This is a genomic window from Mesorhizobium sp. M0296, assembly GCF_040321675.1.
Classification (GTDB): Bacteria; Pseudomonadota; Alphaproteobacteria; order Rhizobiales; family Rhizobiaceae; genus Mesorhizobium.
Genome location: NZ_JAMYRZ010000006.1, coordinates 152,139 through 170,493 on the forward strand (window position 1 = coordinate 152,139; position 18,355 = coordinate 170,493).

Sequence of the window (18,355 nt, forward strand, 5' to 3'; positions counted from 1 at the left end):
AAGGTGACCTATGACCAACAAAGCACTTTTTGAGCCTTATTCTCTCGGCTCGCTGACGCTCTCCAATCGTATCGTCATGGCGCCCCTCACGCGCAATCGCGCTGGCCCGGGCTTCGTTCCGGGCGATCTTGCCGCCGAGTATTACGGCCAGCGGGCCTCCGCCGGCCTGCTGATCTCCGAGGCCACGCAGATCTCGCGGCAGGGACAAGGTTACCAGGACACGCCCGGCATCTATTCTCAGGCTCAGATCGACGGCTGGCGAAAGGTCACGACCGCGGTGCACGCCAAGGACGGGCGGATTTTCCTGCAGCTCTGGCACGTCGGCCGCGTCTCGCACGTCGATCTGCAGGAGAACGGCGCCGCGCCCGTCGCGCCCTCGGCAATCCGGGCCGCGACCAAGACGTTCGTGAACAACGGCTTTGTCGAGGTTTCGGCGCCCCGCGCGCTGGCGCTCGACGAGCTTGCGGGGATCGTCAACGATTTCCGGCAAGCAGCCGCGAACGCCATTGAGGGCGGCTTCGATGGCGTCGAGATTCATGGCGCCAACGGCTATCTGCTGGACCAGTTCGCCAAGGACGGTGCCAATGTCCGCACGGATGCTTATGGCGGATCGGTCGAGAACCGCGCCCGGCTGATGCTGGAGGTTGCGACTGCGGTGGTCGAGGAGATCGGCGCAGAGCGCACCGGCATCCGGATTTCGCCCGTCTCGCCCGCCAACGGCGTCTCGAGCAGCGCCCCCCAGGCGCAGTTCGACTATATCGTCGATCAACTCGATGCTTTGGGCATCGTCTATATCCATGTCGTCGAGGGCGCCACGGGCGGATCGCGCGATGTCGCGCCGTTCGACTTCGGATCGCTCCGCCGGCGCTTCAACAATACCTATATCGCCAATAACGGCTACGACCTCGAACTCGCGGCGTCGCGGCTCGCCGAGGGCAAGGCGGATCTGTTCGCCTTCGGGCGCCCGTTCATCGCCAATCCCGACCTTGTGGAACGGCTGAAGACGCGCACGCCGCTGACGGAGTTCAACTCGGCGACGCTCTATGGCGGCGGCTCCGCTGGCTATACCGACTATCCCGCGATCGCCGCCTCAAGCGCCCATGAGCTATCAGAGGGCGGCGCCTGCGAGGCAGCCATCCCACGTGACAGCAGCGCCTCAGGGCATCTCTCTGGCGCTCCGCTCGAACTGGTGTCCAAACCCAGGGATTCAGGAGGGCTATAGCATAGACGTTAGCTGCTCTGGTCCGCCCAGGACCAGCCAGGCGAGATTCGTAGCACGTCGTACGTTCGCTTTACAGGCGCAAGCGGACCCATTCACCGTGATTTCGACTGTCGTGAATGGGTCAGATCGCGTCGATGCATGGGGGCGCCTGAACGTCCGCTTCTCACATTCCAAGCCTCCAAGCCGCAAGTCCGCTTCCGGCCCGATCGAGACGTTCAAGGCCTCGATACTAAGCGTCCGCCCATGGCGCAAAGGAGACAAATTGGCGCCCGCCCCTCAAGCCGTCTTTGCCGTCACCACCCCAACTCTCGACCATCGCCTCATCCGGAACTTCTGCGGCTTGCCTACTTCGCAACTCAGTGCGGAAACGCGTGGCTGCTCGGTCGAGAACAGTCGTCAGTATCTGCCTGCCCCCATGCCCCCCTCACGGCACAAATATCAAAAACACCCAAGTAAAAAACACCACCAGATGGACCAAGCCGGTCAAGAACGTCGTCCTTTCCGTGCTGAAACTCACATTGCAGATGAAAAGCGCCAGGACCAAAAGCACCGTGTCGGTCGCCGGCAGCCCCAGGGTCAGGCCTCTTCCGGTCAGCAGGCTGGCGGCGGCTATGCCCGGTATTGTCAGGCCGATTGTGGCACAGGCCGAACCCATGGCGACGTTCAGGCCGCGCTGCAGCTCGTTGTTGAGTGCGGCGCGAACCGCCGAAATGGCCTCCGGCATCAGAACCAAGCCCGCGATCATCGCGCCGACAATGGCGTCGGCCTGCGGCACCTGGTAGGCGACGAGCGCATCCTCGACGCTGGCGGCGACCTGTTCGGCCAGCATGACGATGCCGATCAGCCCGATCAGCAGGAGAACAGCGCCGGCGGCGACGCTTTCGTGGGCGTCGGTTCGCGTCGAAACGCTATGCGCTTGCCCGTCGATGAAATCGTCCCGGTGGCGGACAGTCTGCGCGAACAGAAAACCGGCATAGAGCAGCACTGAAAGGACGCTGACGAAGCCAAGTTGGGCCGCCGAAAACGTGCCGGGATCGGTGGTTCGCGTGTAGGTCGGCAGAATAAGCGTCATGACGCTGAGCGCGACCAGAACCGCCAGATAGGCGCTGGTCCCTTGCCGGACGATCGCCTGCTTGCGATGGCGCCAGCCGCCAAACGTCAGACACATGCCGACGACGCCGGTGGAGGTGATCATCACCGTCGAGAACACGGATTCGCGTGCAAGCGTCGGGTTGTTGGCCCCATGCAGCATGATGGAAACGATGATCGACACTTCGATTGCCGTCACCGCGATGGTCAGCACCAACGTGCCGTACGGCTCGCCCACCCGCCTGGCCACCGCCTCGGCGTGGTCGAGCACCACGAAAATGGTGATGAACATGATCGCGCTCGACAGCGCGCCGATGAATATCCTGGTGCCCAGCGACCCTTCGTCCACCGACACCCCGCTGGCCCTGACCGCGACAGCCATCGCCAGCGCGGCCAACGGCATGCCATAGGAAACCGCCGATCTTGCGAAACCGCTCATTGTCATTCTTTTGCGTTCCAACCCGCAGGAAGCTCGCGCGCTAGCCGGGCGTGTTGGCCTTGACGACCTTCTTGCATTCGGGCGTCAGCTCGCTCATGTGACCGGCCAGGCATTTGACGACGCGGCCACCGCCCGGCAACACGCCCTTGCACAATCTTTGGTAATCCGCTTGGCAGGCCTCACGCTCGGCCGCCGTCTGCGCCAGCACCGCGGTGGCTGCCAGCTGAGTTGCCAGGAAAAGCACGCCTAACCCAATCCGCATGGAACACCCCTCAAATATGTTGCCCAAACAACGCCTCCGTCACGCGTAGATACAAACGGAAGCCTTTTCACGCCGTCTTCTGCGTCACCAATCCCAGCTCGTCGACCATCGCCTGGCGCATCAGGAATTTCTGCGGCTTGCCGGTCACGGTCATCGGCAATTCGGTGCGGAAGCGGATGTAGCGCGGGATCTTGAAATGGGCGATCTGGCCGGCGCAGAAGGCCTTGATCTCCTGCTCGGTGGTGATCTGGCCGGGCTTCAGCACGATCCAGGCGCACAGCTCCTCGCCGTATTTCGGGTCGGGAATGCCGAACACCTGCACCTCCTTGACCTTGGGGTGGCGATAGAGGAACTCCTCGACCTCGCGCGGATAGACGTTCTCGCCGCCGCGGATGACCATGTCCTTGACCCGGCCGACGATGTTGCAATAGCCCTCGGCATCGATGGTGGCGAGGTCGCCGGTGTGCATCCAGCCGTCGGCGTCGATGGCCTCGCGGGTCTTCTGCTCATCGTCCCAATAGCCCTTCATCACGGAATAACCGCGCGTGCAGAGCTCGCCCGGCGCGCCGACGGCGACGGTGGCACCTTCGGCGTCGATGGCCTTGACCTCGACATGCGGATGGACGCGGCCGACGGTCGAGACGCGCTTTTCCAGAGGGTCGTCGACGCTGCTCTGGAACGAGACCGGGCTGGTCTCGGTCATGCCGTAGGCGATGGTCACCTCTGCCATGTGCATCAGCGACACCACCTTCTTCATCACCTCGATCGGGCATGGCGAGCCGGCCATGATGCCGGTGCGCAGGCTGGTGAGATCGAAGGAGGCGAACTCCGGATGGTCGAGCAGGCCGACGAACATGGTCGGCACGCCGTAGAGCGCGGTGCAGCGTTCCGTTGCCACCGCCTTCAGGGTGGCGCCCGCATCGAACCCCTCGCTCGGGAAAACCATGGTCGCGCCCTTGGTGACGCAGCCCATCGTGCCCATCGACATGCCGAAGCAATGATAGAGCGGCACCGGGATGCACAGCAGGTCGTCGACGGTGAGCCGGATCGCCGAAGTGACGAAATTGCCGTTGTTGACGATGTTGTTGTGGGTCAGCGTCGCGCCCTTGGGTGCGCCAGTCGTGCCGCTGGTGAACTGGATGTTGATGGCGTCGTCCGGTTTCAGCCCCGCTGAAATCCGGTCGAGCTTGTCATGCTCGTCGCGGCCAGCCATCGCCAGCACGTCGGCGAAATTGAACATGCCCGCAGAATTCTCCTCGTCCATGCGGATGACGGTCTTCAGCGCCGGCAGCTTGTTGGCCTCGAGCTTGCCCGGCGCAGCGTTGGCGATCTCCGGCGCCAGCGTCGCGATCATGCCGAGATAGTCGGAGCTCTTGAATGTGGCGGCGGTGACCAGCGCCTTGCAGCCGACCTTGTTCAAGGCATACTCCAGTTCGACCAGCCGGTAGGCCGGGTTGATGTTGACCAGGACCAGGCCGATGCGGGCGGTGGCAAATTGCGTCGCCAGCCATTCCCAGCGGTTCGGCGACCAGATGCCGACGCGGTCGCCTTTCTCGAGGCCGAGCGCCAGGAAACCGGCGGCGAGCGCATCGACAGTCTCGGACAGCTCTTCCCAGGTGAAGCGCTTGTCCTGCTCGACGAAGACGGCGGCATCGAGCGTGCCGTATTTGCCGACCGTATCGGCAAACAGCGCCGGGATGGTCAGGTTGAGCAGCGGCACGCTGCGCTCGCCCGAGACATGCGCCGTGCCGTCGACCGGCGCAACGAACGAGCCGCCATCGCGCTTGGAGCGCAGGCTGGTGGCATTCTTCAACTCGTCGAGATTGATCGGCATCGCCGTGTCCTCCGCAGACCAGCCGAGCCTATCAGCCCGGCGGGGTGGTGGAAATCCCGTCCATGGTGGGGCTGGGTGGGAACTCGCCTGTAAGGGCCGAAAATAAAAAACCCGCCTCGGCGGGCGGGTCTTCGGGGCCAATTGGCACCGTAACGAGATTAATAGCATAGCTGCCGGCACAAAGCAAGAACAAAATTGCTGTACGTCAAGAAAATCGCGTCAGGTCGGTGCCAGCGGCCAAGCTGCCAATCTCCCTCCTTGAGGGGGAGATGGCCGGCAGGCCAGAGGGGGTCGTCTCGCGTGGAGCACCTGCCTGTTCTGTCCGTTAGGAGAGTCGCGTCAAGACGTACCGACCCCCTCTGTCGCCTTCGGCGACATCTCCCCCTCAAGGGGGGAGATTGGCGACGTCAGCCTGAATTCACCGATGCCATCCTGGCCGCAATATCGCGCAAAGTCGCCTCGTCGGCCGCCGAACGCATCTTCCTCGACGCGACGAGGCAGGCCTGCGAGCGCAGGATGACGCCGTCGGCCAGCACCTTGAGATGGTTGGCGCGCAGCGTCGAACCTGAGGTGGTGATGTCGACGACGATATCGGCCAATCCGGCCGCCGGCGCACCCTCGGTGGCGCCGAGGCTTTCGACGATGCGGTAGACCTGGATGCCGTGCTTTTGCGAAAAGAACTGCTGGGTCAGGCGCCAGTATTTGGTGGCGATCCTGAGCCGGCGGCCGTGGCGCTGGCGGAAATCGGCGGCGACGTCGTCGAGGTCGGCCATCGTGTCGACATCGAGCCAGATGTCGGGCACGGCGACGACGACATCGGCATTGCCGAAACCGAGGCGGGCGATGATTTCGGCGCGCGCCTCGCAATCGGCAAGGTTTTCGCGCAAAAGGTCCTCGCCGGTGATGCCGAGATCGACCGACCCCTGGCCGATCTCGCCTGATATCTCCGAGGCGGACAGGAACGCTATCTCGACGCCGTCAAGGCCGTCGATGCGGGCGCGATATTTGCGCTCGTCGCCGGGCAGGCTGACGGCAAGCCCGGCCTTGGCCAGCACCTGCAGCGCCTGCTCCTTGAGCCGGCCTTTCGACGGGATCGCCAGCGTGATCATGGCGCCGTCTCCCGCAGCGCCTCGATGCGGTCGAGCCAGACGGAAAAACCGACGCCAGGGATCGGCGTTTTGGCGCCGAGCAGCGTCAGCAGCCGGTCGTAGCGGCCACCACCGGCGAGCGGCCGGTCGCCATCCTGCGCCGCGATCTCGAAGACCAGGCCGGTGTAGTAATCGAGCGGCCGGCCGAAGGCGGCGTCGTAGCTGATTTCAGACATCGGCAGGCCGAGGCTTGCGATGGCCGCGGCGCGGGCTGCGAAATTCTCCAGCGCAGCCCCCAGTGAAAGCCCGGCATCGGCTGCAAAACGTTCGAGCGCTCCGGCGGCGCTGTCGAGCGGCACGTCGATCGCCAGGAAACTCTTTAGTGCCGCGAATGCCTCGTTCGACAGCCGTACGCTGCGCAGTTCGGCTTTCTCGATCAGGCGCCGCGCAATCTCGGACGGCGAACGCCCGGCCGTTGCCGACAGGCCGGCCTCTTCCATGCCGCCGGCGATATGCGCCGAAAGACCGTCAAGATCGCCGTCGAGGACAAGGGCGGCGGCCGCGCCGGCAAGCTGGCTGTTGCGCGGTGGATTGGCGAGGTCGGCAAGGGCTGCCTCAAGCATCGGCGCCGAGCCGAAGGCGCGCGCCAGCCGCATGCGCCAGCCGCGCGGCAGGCCAAGCGCGGCCAGCACCGCCTCGAAGATGGTCTGGTCGCCGAGCGTCACCGCCAGCTCCCGGCCGGGCAGCACCAGCGACAGCAGCGCATGCGCATCGGCCAGCGAACGGGCGTCGGCGGCCGCCGTGTCGCGGTCGCCGAGATCCTCGATGCCGGCCTGGAAGAACTCGTTGCCGCCCTCGCGGCGCTGGCGAAACACCTCGCCGAGATAGGAATAGCGGCGCGGCGTGCCGGCCTGGCTGGCGATGTGGTCGAGGCAGACCGGAATGGTGAATTCCGGCCGCAGGCAAAGCGTCTGCCCGGTCTCGCTTTCGGTGAGAAAGATGCGGCGCCGCAAATCCTCGCCGGCCATGTCGAGGAACGGATCGGCCGGCTGCAGCACAGCGACCTCGACCGCGTGGGTGTTGCGCGCGGCGAAGAGGCTGGTGATGTCGGATGCGATGGCGGGGCGCGAGGTCACGGCAGGCGCCCTTCCCTTCTCCCCCTGTGGGAGAAGGTGGATTGGCGCGAAGCGCCAAGACGGATGAGGGGTGCCGGAAGAAATGAGGCGTCGGCGTTCCCTGGAACACCCCTCATCCGACCGAGCTTCGCTCGGCCACCTTCTCCCCCAGGGGGAGAAGGAAGCGGCGCCCTACTTGCCACGCGCCCGCTCCTCGGCCTGCGCCGCCAGTATCTTCTTCACCTCGGCGACCAGATCGCCTTGCGACACGGTCACCTGCGCCGGTCGTGCGGCGCGCCATTCGGCGTTGTCGGCGATCTCGGCCGACATTTTCGCGCCTTCGATCAGGTCCTTGATCTGCACCTCGCCCTTGGCGCGCTCGTCGCCGCCCTGGATGACGGCGACCGGGCTGCCGCGGCGGTCGGCATATTTCAACTGCGCCTTCATGCCGGCGCCGCCGAGATACATTTCCGAGCGGATGCCGGCGGCGCGCAGCTCGGCCACCATCTTCTGGTAGCGGCCGAGGCTTTCCGTGTCCTTGTCCATGGTCAGCACGACGACCGGCGCGATGACATCGGAAGTATCGAGCTTGCCGAGGTTCTTCAGCGCCGTCATCAGCCGCGAGACGCCGATCGAAAAACCGGTCGCCGGCACCGGCTCGCCACGAAAGCGCGAGACGAGGCCGTCATAACGTCCGCCGCCGCCAACCGAGCCGAAGCGCACGATCTGGCCGTCCTCGTTGGGGATTTCGGCCAGCAGCTCGGCCTCGTAGACCGGGCCGGTGTAATATTCGAGGCCACGCACAACGGAGGGATCGATGCGAATGCGATCCTCACCGTAGCCGCTTTGCGCGACCATGGTTCTTATCTGCTCCAACTCTGCAAGACCCTCGACAAACGAGGCGTTCGTGATGCCGAGATGTTCGAGTTTTCTTTCCTCGACAAGATTGCTGAGCCCTGGGGTGATAGATCCCAGTGTCTGGACAACTTGTTCGGGATCATGCTGCGCCATGACCGTGAAATAGCTGATCACAACATCGATTTGAGCGTTACCCAGCCCGGCGCCCTTGGTAAAATCACCGCTCTCGTCCTTGCGCCCGGCGCCCAAAAGCAGGCGCACGCCCTCGACGCCCAGCTTGTCCAGCTTGTCGATCGCCCGCAGCACCTGCAGCCGGCGGCCAGCGTTCTCGTCGCCGCCGAGGCCGATCGCCTCGAGCACACCGTCGAGCACTTTGCGGTTGTTGACGCGGACGACGTAATCACCGCGCTTGATGCCGAGCGCCTCCATCACGTCGGCCATCATCATCGCCATCTCGGCATCGGCCGCGACACCCGGCGTGCCTACCGTGTCGGCGTCGAACTGCATGAACTGGCGGAAGCGGCCGGGACCGGGCTTCTCGTTGCGGAACACCCAGCCGGAACGATAGCTGCGATAGGGTTTCGGCAGGCGCTCGAAATTCTCGGCGACGAAGCGCGCCATCGGCGCGGTCAGGTCGTAGCGCAGCGACAGCCACTGGTCGTCATCGTCCTGGAACGAGAACACGCCCTCGTTCGGCCGGTCCTGGTCGGGCAGGAATTTGCCGAGCGCATCGGTGTATTCGATCAGCGGCGGGTCGACCGGCTCGAAACCGTAAAGCTCAAAGACCGAGCGGATCGTCGCCATCATCTTCTCGACGGTGCGCAGATCGTCGGCGCCGCGGTCGACAAAGCCGCGCGGCAGCCGCGCTTTCATCTTTTCGGATTTGTCGGCCATGGGATGGGTACTCGGTGTTTCGTGGCGCTTCGGGGATCGGTTAAATAACCGATTTCCACGGCGCGGGTGTCCTAACCGATGCAGCCCGGAGAAGGCAAGGGTTTGCGCTTCTCCCTGCTCCCCCTGCGCGAGAAGGCAAGAAAAAGAAGCTGAAACAATTGCGCCATGCGCGCGGCATCGTGCCGACACAATCCGGGCCGATAAGCGCGCCGAAACAAGGGGTTCGGGGCCATGGCCACGCTACAGAAGTTCGACATCATCGATAGCCGGGCACGCGACGCCTCGGTCCGGCTGCGGCCGGCCGATGGTTATGCCCCGAAGACGAAGCAAATCGCCGGACCGTTCGAGGTCGCGGCGCAACAGCGCAGCGGACCGACCATGCGCGACGTGCTGATGACCGGACTGCTGGTAATCTATCCGGTGTTCGCCGCGCTGGCGGCCATCCTTGCCGGGTTTTTCCTGGCCGGCGCCGGCGGCGCCTGAGCCGCTATTTCGGCCGCTTGAACGCTTTCCGTTCCGCCTCGACCGGCTCGCGGCAGACGCAGCCCTCGAGATGGTCGTTGACCAGCCCCATCGCCTGCATGAAGGCGTAGACGGTGGTCGGGCCGACAAAGCTCCAGCCGCGCTTCTTCAGCTCTTTCGAAATGCGGACCGAGACGGCCGTTGTCGGATTGGCGCGCAAATGCGCGAGGTCGATGATCTCGGGACGCTCGTGCGGGCCGGGCTCGAACTTCCAGAACCAGGCCGCCAGCGAGCCGGCCTCGTCAATGAGCTCGCGGGCGCGCTTGGCGTTGTTGATGGTCGAAACGATCTTGCCGCGGTGGCGGATGATGCCGGCATTGCCGAGCAGGCGCTCGACATCGGCGTCGGTGAAGGCGGCGACCTTGTCGACATCGAAGCCGGCAAACGCCTCGCGGAAATTGTCGCGCTTGCGCAATATGGTCAGCCAGGACAGGCCCGACTGAAAACCTTCGAGGCAGATCTTCTCGAACAGGCGGCGGTCGTCGGCGACCGGCCGGCCCCATTCGTGGTCGTGGTAGTGCAGATAATCCGGCAGGTTGCCGTGCCAGAAGCAGCGGGCGATGCCGTCGGGACCGGCAAGCAGACCTGTCTTTTCATCCATGGCGGAATTCCGTTCGTGTCTTGGCGTTGACGCGTTTTGACGCGGCCTTTACCGCGGCTTTACCAGATTCCTGAACCGGACGGTAACCACACCAAAAGCTTTACTGACAGATCGGCATTTTACGCATTCCGATTCATGTTTCGGTTGCCGCTTCGCGCCCAATGTCGGCGAAATCGGGGAGGCTTTGCACCCCGGCATGTTCGACGATCAAGGTGCGTTGCGATGAAGACATTCTTGTTCCCACTGTTCGGCGCCGCGGCCGTGCTTGCGGCCGGCGCCGCCAATGCCAACGACCGCTATGCGGAGAGGCCGCCGGTGGTGGTCAGCCCGGATCTTTCGGCGCCCTGGGTGCTGCAGCTCGGCCATGCGCCGGGCATCGTGCGGCAGAGCCGGCAAGAGGCGCAGCCGCAACGGCGCTACCGGCGGCTGGCCGAACCCGATCAGCTGCGCACCGCAGCGGTGCAGGCGCCGGCCAAGCGCATGGTGATGCGGCCGCAGATCGACCCGATCTATCTGCCGCGGGAAGTCGCCTATGACGGCCCGCAGAAGCCGGGCACGATCGTCATCGATACGCGAGAGAATTTCCTCTATCTGGTCGGGAAGAACGGTAAGGCGCGGCGTTATGGCGTCGGCACCGGCAAGCCGGGCTTCGAATGGTCCGGCACCCACAAGATCACCAACAAGCGCGTCTGGCCGGATTGGCGGCCGCCGGCGGTGATGATCGCCCGCGAAGCCGCCAAGGGCCGTTATCTGCCGACCTATCTCGCCGGCGGCATGGAAAACCCGCTCGGCGCACGCGCGCTCTATCTCGGCTCGACCGAGTACCGTATCCACGGCACCAATCAGCCCTGGACGATCGGCGGCGCGGTGTCGTCGGGCTGCATCCGCATGCGCAACGAGGACGTGGTCGACCTTTACGAGCGGGTCAATGTTGGCACGACGGTTGTAGTGATGTAATCTGCGGTTGACCTCACCGATGATTCTGCTCAGAAGCCTCGGGAGCATTGAATAACGGGGGACGGGCCGTGTGGGGATGCGGCCAGTCACGAAAGGGCAGCGCGGCAAGCCGTGCTGCCCTTTTTGTTTCCGCCAGCAGGAATTGACGGGAAGATTTTGCCGGCACGTCGCGCGACCGGCATGACGGTTCGCTTTTCGCGCTGCCTTTTCGCGGTTGCTTTGCTATGTGGCGGCTAAAATCCAGATAAAGGCCCCATCCCGATGTCCCTTTCCGATGACAGCCGCTATCTCAGAGGCGGCCCGGTTGCCCAACGCATCATCGCCGGCGTGCGCGAGGACGCGGCGATCGCCACCGCCGAAGGCTTTCCGCCCAAGCTGGTGTCGGTCACCGTCGGCGATACCGCCGCGGTCGACGTCTATGTCCGCAACCAGCGCGCCAAGGCCGGGTTGGCCGGCATCGGCTTCGAGGAAAGGCGCTTTCGCGCCGACATCACCGCCGGCGAGCTGGAAGCGGCAATCCACGGGCTCAACGCCGACCCGCGCGTCACCGGCATCATCATCCAGCGGCCGGTGCCGGTGCACATTCCGATCAAGACGCTGCAGGCGGCGGTGCATCCGCTCAAGGATGTCGAGGGCATGCATCCGGCCTCGATCGGCAACATCGTCTACAACCAGCTCGACCTGGCGCCCTGCACCGCCGCCGCTTCGGTCGAACTGCTCAGGGAAACCGGCCTCGACCTCAAGGGGCTCGAGGTGGTGGTCGTCGGCCATTCCGAGATCGTCGGCAAGCCGATCGCGTTCCTTTTGATGAGCGAAGGCGCGACGGTGACCGTCTGTCACCACATGACGCGTTCGGTGGCGGCGCATGCGCGCCGCGCCGACGCGCTGTTCGTCGCCGTGGGCCGGCCGCGGCTGATCAAGGCCGACATGGTGAAGCCCGGCGCTGCCGTGATCGACATCGGCATCAATTCGGAGATCGGGCCGGACGGCGAAAGCCGCATCGTTGGCGACGTCGACACCGAAAGCGTCAAGGAAGTCGCCTCCTGGATCACGCCGGTGCCGGGCGGGGTCGGCCCGATCACGGTGGCGATCCTGCTGCGCAACACGATGGTAGCGCTCAGCCGCCAGCGCGCCCGCTACCAGGCCACCTACGGCACGGCAGACCGGCTGGCGGCGGAGTAGGCGCTTTCGTCACGTGTATTGCGGCACATGGCAGGTGATCCGGGACTCGTCATCCCAGAAGACGTAGAGCACGCCGCCGCTGCCCCAGAAGAAACCGGCGAGTGAATCGAACTGAAGAAGAAATTTCATTTCCCGGTCCGTTCCGGGAACGACTGGAAACTGCGGTCCCTGAATCCATGACGGCAGCCCACCAAGCCGAAACAGGTTTTGCCTTGAATTGCTTATCCCGTACGACTGCCTGAGCCACCGTTTAGGGGTCGGTGCCAACCGAACAGTTCTTTTCTCGGCGGCTTTTGCAGGCCTCTCAATGTAGGGCGAATGCAGAGGCGCGATCGGCGTCGGCACACCGGCAGCGTCGTGGGAATAATAGGTCGATTCGAGAGAATTCGCACAGGTCTCGATACGGAGTCTGGGAAGAGGCATCGTCAGCTCACTCCCAAGATCGTCCAGCGTAATCAGATGTATCAGTCGCTCTCGACAGATCGGGCACACTGCCGATCCTTCGCCGCCGACCGTAAGTTGCCTGCCAGTCGCCGGCAGATGCCAGGTAGGATGATAGCGATGCGTCGGAAAAGACATGTCGCTCGGAGCGCCTTCCTCAAAGCTGAAATGATGACATGCCGGCGGCGAACGAGGATCATCATGCGTCAGCCAGTCTGCGAAATCGGGAATGTCGCCCAAGGTACCGTCTGGAAACAATTCCGGCGCCTGCAAGGCGACGTGAGCCAGCAGATCCTCCATGTCTATTCCGCGTTTCACTTCCTCTTGCAGGAAAAATGCCAGACGAGCCAAATGCGCGTCGTCGAGAAACGAAACGGCGTCGATAATCAGATTGTCTTGCTGGACGTCGGCTTCTACCGCTGCCTTTATGAGCGCAAACAGGAATTCGGACCCATCCTTGAGATGACGAGCGATGATTGTCTGGCATTCGCCATAGCTGGCCTGGAACGTCGCCGGCGATCTGTCCGACAGCAGCCGAACGACGGTTCCAATCTCTTCGGACTTTGGGTTGGGCATCTCGGCAGTCTCATCGGCGGGTGCGCAGCAATCAAACCAATTTTGGCGGCTCGCCGCCATAGGCCCAGTCGAGCAGCTTTATCGTGTGCACCACCGGCAGCTTCGCGGCGGAGGCGATCTGGGTGATGCAGCCGATATTGCCGGTGGCGACGATTTCGGCACCGGTCGCCTCGATATTCCTGACCTTGCGGTCGCGTAGCGTTGCCGAAATCCCGGGCTGCAGGATGTTGTAGGTGCCGGCCGAACCGCAGCACAGATGCCCTTCGCGCGGCTCGCGCACGACGAAGCCGGCTCTGGCCAGAAGCTCCTTCGGCTGGCGGGTGATCTTCTGGCCGTGCTGCATCGAGCAGGCTGAGTGATAGGCGACGATGGTGCCCGGCTTGCGGACCGGCTCGGGCAGGTCGAGGCTTGCCAGATATTCGGTGATGTCCCTGGCCAGCGCCGACACGCGCGCGGCCTTGTCGGCATAGGCCGGATCGAGGCGCAGCATGAAGCCGTAACCCTTGATGGTGGTGCCGCACCCGGATGCGGTGATGACGATGGCGTCGAGTCCACCCTGCTCGATGGCGCGCGTCCAGGCGTCGACGTTCCGTCGGGCCGACGCCAAGGCAGCGTCCTCGCGCCCCATATGATGCACCAGCGCGCCGCAGCAGCCCTCGCCCTCGGGCACCACGACCTCAACGCCAAGCCGGGTCAGCAGCGAAATCGTCGTGTCGTTGATGCCGGGATCGAGCACGGATTGCGCGCAGCCGGTGAGGATGGCGACGCGGCCATTTTTCTTCGCGCCCTGCCCGGCATGGACGCCCGGCGAGGCCATCGGCGAGACTGCCGGGACCGACGCCGGGGCCAGCTTCAACATCGCGCCCAAAGGCTTCAATGCCTGGATTTTCTCAAACAGGCCGGCGAATGGCTGGCCGAGCTTCGCCAGCTTGAGCGCCGCGCGGAAACGCGAGGGATAGGGCAGCACGAAGGCCAGCATGGCGCGTGTCAGGCGATCGGCCAGCGGACGCTTGTAGGTCTCCTCGATATGGACGCGGGCGTGGTCGACCAGATGCATGTAGTTGACGCCCGACGGGCAGGTGGTCATGCAGGCGAGGCAGGACAGGCAGCGGTCGATATGGGTGACGATCTGCTTGTCGGCCGGCCGTCCGTTTTCCAGCATGTCCTTGATCAGATAAATCCGGCCGCGCGGCGAATCCAGTTCGTTGCCGAGCGTCACATAGGTCGGGCAGGTGGCGGTGCAGAAGCCGCAATGCACACATTTGCGCAGGATCTTCTCCGATTCCGCGACATGCGGATCGGCGAGCTGGGCAGCTGAGAAATTGGTCTGCACGTAAACGAATCCTTACCGTTTGAGCATGATCTTTTCCCAAAACCGGTACCCACTTTTGGGGATCATGCTCATAATCCCAGAAACCAGCTTTCCGGGTTCTTGACCGCCTCGCCGCGCTGCAGCGCCTGCAGGCCAAGAACGCAGCGGGCGATGAACCAGACGGCGACCGCGACCATCAGCACGACACCGATGACCACGATCATCAACAGCGCCGAGATCAGTGCATAGAGCAGGCCGATCCAGAAGGTGCGGATCAGGAATGTGTAGTGGCTTTCGACGAAGCCGCCGGCCTTACCGCGATTGATATAGGCCAGGACGATGCCGACAATGCCGCTGACGCCGATGGCTAGGCCGGCGAGATAGAGGATGTAGATGACCAGCGCGTTGGTCGGGCCGGGCTCCAGCCAGCGGTCGGTCTGGCGTGACGTACCGTTTTGGCCTGGATCGCTCATTGTGCTCCTCCCTCGGTTGCCGGCGCGAGAGTAGCAGAGCTTGCGCCCGGCGCCATACGGCCGGGATTGAGGATATTCTTCGGGTCGAATTCGGCCTTCAGCCGCGCCGACAGTGCTGCCAGCGGTGGCGCCTGCGGCTCGAACACCGGCACGGCGGCGCGATGTGCAGGGGTTGCGCGCACCAGCGTCGCATGGCCGCCGCCATGTCTTCCGATCAGGCCGCGCAACAGGCCAGCCTCGGGATCGTCCTGCTGCATGCGCAGCCAGATCAGCCCGCCCTGCCAATCGTAGAAGGCATCGACCGGGGCCTGCATGCGCAGCGCCAGCACCATCTGGTGGCCCCGCGACGGCGCCATCGAGACGCGCCACACCGGCCTTTCGCTGCCATCGGCGAACGGCGCGCAGTCGCGGACATCGCGCCAGACCGAGTACGAGACCGAACCGGAAATCTCCTGCAGCGGCCCAGCGTTTTTCAGCAGGTCTCTCAGCGCGGCAATGCGGTAAGCGACCGACGGGCCGAAGCCCTCGATGCGCAGCAGCGTCGCGGCATCGCTGCCGAGACTGCCGCCAGCGACCCTAGCTGCGACCCGTTCGGGAAGATGGGCAGCACTCGACACTTCGGCGCTGGAACCCAGCGCCAGCGCCATGGCGGCGGCGGCGTGATCGTCGAGCAGGCCGCGGATGGCAAGCGTGACTTCGGTCTCGGCGGCAGGCAGCACCTTGAAGGTGACGTCGGTGAGCACCGCCAGCGTGCCCCAGCTGTTGGCCATCAGCTTGGACAGATCATAGCCGGTGACGTTCTTGACGACGCGGCCGCCCGACTTGAAGGCCTCGCCGCGCCCGGAAACGGCCGCTATGCCGAGGATATGGTCGCGCGCAGCACCCACCTTCAGCCGGCGCGGGCCGGAAAGGTTCGCGGCGAGTGCGCCGCCGATCGTGCCTCGCGCTGGCTCACCGCCTAGCAGCGGGCCGTAATCCATCGGTTCGAAGGCAAGTTGCTGGCCGTTTTCGGCAAGCAGGCTTTCGATTTCGGCCAACGGCGTGCCGGCTTTTGCCGACAGCACCAGTTCGGCCGGCTCGTAAAGCATGACGCCGGAGAGTCTGGAAAGGTCGAGCGTATGCTCGCTCTGCTGCGGCCGGCCGATACCGCGCTTGGAGCCGTGGCCGAGGATTTCGAGCGGGGATTCCTCTGCGGCTGCCCAGGCGACGGTGGATAGGGTTTCCGCGGCTGTTGACGGGGTGAAGGTGGTCATGCGGCAGAGCCCTGGTTCCTCGCCCTCGCGAAGCGGGGGAGAGGAACCCCTATTCTGAGAAGCTATCGCCTCGAGATCTCGGGATGCGCGGGATGCGCGGGCGCGAAGCTGCAGGACCTGGGTTCCTCGCCCCCGCGGAGCGGGGGAGAGGTGCCTCGCGCAGCGAGGCGGAGAGGGGGCCATCATAGCGCCACCTCTAGAGTTCTTGCTTGCAAAAACGAACCTGAGGTCGGCAGAGATTACGTCCTCCGCGAGCCGTCCCTCAAGTGCTGCAAGAATGGTTTCGCAGACACTCGTCGGGTTGGTTAGCATGTCGGCGCTCCAGAATCGGATCACCGAGAACCCTTTGCCGCGCATGAATTCGTCGCGTCGCCTGTCGTAAGTACTCTCGGCGTGTTGACCTCCGTCCAGCTCGACGATCAGCCTTTCGCTTCGGCAGGCGAAGTCTGCAAAATACGGCCCAATCGGCATCTGACGCACGAATTTATATCCGCCCAGCCTCTTGGCCTTCAACTCGTTCCAGAGGGTCGCTTCCGCCTGATTGTCGCCTCGACGAAGCTCGCGGGCGCGCGCGACCTTTTCGGGTGAACGCCGGCTTGGTGCACCGGTCGTCCCCCTCTCCGTCTCGGGCTTCGCCCGAGCCACCTCTCCCCCGCTTTGCGGGGGCGAGGAACCCCCATTCTGAGCTGTCATCACTCAAAACCTCGGAATGTCCGGAAACGCCACTTGGCCGCGATGCACGTGCATCCGCCCGAGCTCGGCGCATCGCCTCAATTGCGGGAAGACCTTGCCGGGATTCAAAAGATGGTTGGGGTCGAAGGCGCATTTGACGCGCATCTGCTGGTCGAGGTCGATCTGGTTGAACATTTCCAGCATCAGGTCGCGCTTCTCGATGCCGACCCCGTGCTCTCCGGTCAGCACGCCACCGACCTTGACGCAGAGCCGCAATATGTCGGCGCCGAAGCTTTCCGCCTTGTCGAGCTCGCCCGGCACGTTGGCGTCGTAGAGGATCAGCGGATGCAGATTGCCGTCGCCGGCGTGGAAGACATTGGCGACGCCGAGCCCGTATTTCTCCGACAGGTCGCGCATGCCGGCAAGCACGCGCGGCAGTTCCTTGCGCGGGATGGTGCCGTCCATGCAGTAATAGTCGGGCGAGATGCGGCCGACCGCCGGGAAGGCCGCCTTGCGGCCGGCCCAGAAACTCAGCCGCTCCTGCTCCGACTGCGAAATGCGGCATGTGGTCGAGCCGTTCCTGTAGGCGATGGCTTCGACCAGGCCGATCAGGTGATCGACCTCGACACCCGGCCCGTCCAGCTCGACGATCAGCAGCGCCTCGACATCGAGCGGATAGCCGGCCTGGACAAAATCCTCGGCGGCGTGGATGGCCGGGCGGTCCATCATCTCCATGCCGCCCGGAATGATGCCGGCGCCGATGATGTCGGCAACGCATTGGCCGGCCTGCTCGCTGGTCGGGAAACCGATCAGCAGGGCACGCGCCGTCTCCGGCTTCTTCAGGATGCGTACGGTGACCTCGGTTACGACGCCGAGCAGTCCTTCGGAGCCGGTCATGACGCCGAGCAGGTCGTAGCCTTCCGCGTCGAGATGGCTGCCGCCGAGGCGCACCACCTCGCCATTCATCAGCACCATCTCGATGCCGAGCACATTGTTGGCGGTGAGACCGTATTTCAGGCAGTGCACGCCGCCGGAATTTTCCGCGACATTGCCGCCGATCGAGCAGGCGATCTGGGAGGATGGATCGGGGGCGTAATAGAAGCCCTCCTGCTCGACGGCGGTGGTGATGCCGAGATTGGTGACGCCGGGCTGGGCGACGACGACGCGGTTCTGAAAATCGATCTCGAGGATGCGGTTGAAGCGGCTCATCACCAGCAGCACCGCGTCTTCGAGCGGCAGCGCACCGCCGGAGAGCGAGGTGCCGGAGCCGCGCGGCACGACGCGGATGTTGCGGTCGCTGCAATATTTCAGCACCCGCGAGACCTGGGCCACGGTTTGCGGCAGTACAACGACGAGCGGCAATTGCCGGTAGGCGGTGAGCCCGTCGCTCTCGAAGGCGCGCATGGCATTGGCGGCGTCGACGACGCCCTCGCCCGGCACGATGATGCGCATATCGGCGACGATCTCGTCGCGCCGGCGCATCGTGGCGTCGTCTGGTTTCGGCATGGCAGGGCCGGACATCGACAGCCTCCTTCGATCGACTGGTAAAAATCTTTTACCAGCGA

General features: G+C 64.3%; 16 protein-coding genes and 1 pseudogene. 4 read left to right on the plus strand and 13 right to left on the minus strand.

The genetic code is table 11. The features are described from left to right. Positions 1 to 10 precede the first annotated feature (10 nt). On the plus strand, positions 11 to 1,222 hold the full coding sequence (locus NKI97_RS08910; protein WP_502907086.1) for an alkene reductase: 1,212 nt from the start codon (positions 11 to 13) through the stop codon (positions 1,220 to 1,222). Positions 1,223 to 1,646: 424 nt separating this feature from the next. Here the strand turns inward: NKI97_RS08910 and NKI97_RS08915 are convergent, their stop codons facing one another. From NKI97_RS08915 to hisS, 6 genes are all read right to left on the minus strand, one after another. Next, the gene (locus tag NKI97_RS08915) at positions 1,647 to 2,750 is read right to left on the minus strand and encodes a calcium:cation antiporter (RefSeq protein WP_352833613.1); all 1,104 of its coding nucleotides are present in this window, start codon (positions 2,748 to 2,750) and stop codon (positions 1,647 to 1,649) included. A gap of 40 nt (positions 2,751 to 2,790) precedes the next feature. After that, positions 2,791 to 3,012, minus strand: a complete 222-nt coding sequence (locus NKI97_RS08920; RefSeq protein WP_352450969.1) for a cysteine rich repeat-containing protein — start codon at positions 3,010 to 3,012, stop codon at positions 2,791 to 2,793. Between the two features lie 67 nt (positions 3,013 to 3,079). Next, positions 3,080 to 4,846 carry an AMP-binding protein gene (locus NKI97_RS08925; protein ID WP_352833616.1) on the minus strand — a complete coding sequence of 589 codons (1,767 nt, stop codon included), beginning with the start codon at positions 4,844 to 4,846 and terminating at the stop codon, positions 3,080 to 3,082. Between the two features lie 407 nt (positions 4,847 to 5,253). Continuing rightward, entirely contained in the window at positions 5,254 to 5,955 is a 702-nt protein-coding gene (gene hisG, locus NKI97_RS08930; RefSeq protein ID WP_352744035.1) for an ATP phosphoribosyltransferase, read from the minus strand. Further along, on the minus strand, positions 5,952 to 7,070 hold the full coding sequence (locus NKI97_RS08935) for an ATP phosphoribosyltransferase regulatory subunit (protein ID WP_352744036.1): 1,119 nt from the start codon (positions 7,068 to 7,070) through the stop codon (positions 5,952 to 5,954). Before NKI97_RS08935 ends, hisG begins: the two co-directional genes overlap by 4 nt. 171 nt (positions 7,071 to 7,241) lie before the next feature. Continuing rightward, positions 7,242 to 8,801 carry a histidine--tRNA ligase gene (hisS, locus tag NKI97_RS08940; protein WP_352833619.1) on the minus strand — a complete coding sequence of 520 codons (1,560 nt, stop codon included), beginning with the start codon at positions 8,799 to 8,801 and terminating at the stop codon, positions 7,242 to 7,244. 231 nt (positions 8,802 to 9,032) lie between these two features. Here hisS and NKI97_RS08945 point away from each other — a divergent pair, with 231 nt between their 5' ends. Then, positions 9,033 to 9,284 carry a hypothetical protein gene (locus NKI97_RS08945; protein ID WP_352450964.1) on the plus strand — a complete coding sequence of 84 codons (252 nt, stop codon included), beginning with the start codon at positions 9,033 to 9,035 and terminating at the stop codon, positions 9,282 to 9,284. A 4-nt stretch (positions 9,285 to 9,288) separates the two neighbouring features. Here the strand turns inward: NKI97_RS08945 and NKI97_RS08950 are convergent, their stop codons facing one another. Further along, positions 9,289 to 9,924 (minus strand): DNA-3-methyladenine glycosylase I, encoded by a 636-nt coding sequence (locus tag NKI97_RS08950; protein WP_352833622.1) that lies wholly within the window; start codon positions 9,922 to 9,924, stop codon positions 9,289 to 9,291. 222 nt (positions 9,925 to 10,146) lie between these two features. Here NKI97_RS08950 and NKI97_RS08955 point away from each other — a divergent pair, with 222 nt between their 5' ends. Both NKI97_RS08955 and NKI97_RS08960 read left to right on the plus strand, forming a co-directional pair. Beyond that, entirely contained in the window at positions 10,147 to 10,881 is a 735-nt protein-coding gene (locus NKI97_RS08955; protein ID WP_352833625.1) for a L,D-transpeptidase, read from the plus strand. A gap of 261 nt (positions 10,882 to 11,142) precedes the next feature. Further along, on the plus strand, positions 11,143 to 12,063 hold the full coding sequence (locus tag NKI97_RS08960) for a bifunctional 5,10-methylenetetrahydrofolate dehydrogenase/5,10-methenyltetrahydrofolate cyclohydrolase (RefSeq protein WP_352747990.1): 921 nt from the start codon (positions 11,143 to 11,145) through the stop codon (positions 12,061 to 12,063). Between the two features lie 9 nt (positions 12,064 to 12,072). Here NKI97_RS08960 and NKI97_RS08965 read toward each other — a convergent pair whose 3' ends face one another. The 6 genes and pseudogenes from NKI97_RS08965 to NKI97_RS08990 form a co-directional block, all read right to left on the minus strand. Next, entirely contained in the window at positions 12,073 to 13,140 is a 1,068-nt protein-coding gene (locus tag NKI97_RS08965; RefSeq protein WP_352450960.1) for a hypothetical protein, read from the minus strand. Continuing rightward, positions 13,112 to 14,413, minus strand: a complete 1,302-nt coding sequence (glcF, locus tag NKI97_RS08970; RefSeq protein WP_352833629.1) for a glycolate oxidase subunit GlcF — start codon at positions 14,411 to 14,413, stop codon at positions 13,112 to 13,114. The genes NKI97_RS08965 and glcF overlap by 29 nt, the downstream gene beginning before the upstream one ends. Before the next feature lie 68 nt (positions 14,414 to 14,481). After that, positions 14,482 to 14,865, minus strand: coding sequence for a DUF4870 family protein (locus NKI97_RS08975; protein ID WP_352450958.1), 384 nt, complete (start codon positions 14,863 to 14,865; stop codon positions 14,482 to 14,484). Further along, positions 14,862 to 16,118 (minus strand): FAD-binding protein, encoded by a 1,257-nt coding sequence (locus NKI97_RS08980; RefSeq protein ID WP_352833657.1) that lies wholly within the window; start codon positions 16,116 to 16,118, stop codon positions 14,862 to 14,864. Before NKI97_RS08980 ends, NKI97_RS08975 begins: the two co-directional genes overlap by 4 nt. A gap of 273 nt (positions 16,119 to 16,391) precedes the next feature. Next, positions 16,392 to 16,811, minus strand: a pseudogene (locus tag NKI97_RS08985) (endonuclease domain-containing protein); the annotation flags it as partial. Between the two features lie 3 nt (positions 16,812 to 16,814). Then, entirely contained in the window at positions 16,815 to 18,311 is a 1,497-nt protein-coding gene (locus tag NKI97_RS08990) for an FAD-linked oxidase C-terminal domain-containing protein (RefSeq protein ID WP_352833632.1), read from the minus strand. Positions 18,312 to 18,355: the final 44 nt, after the last annotated feature.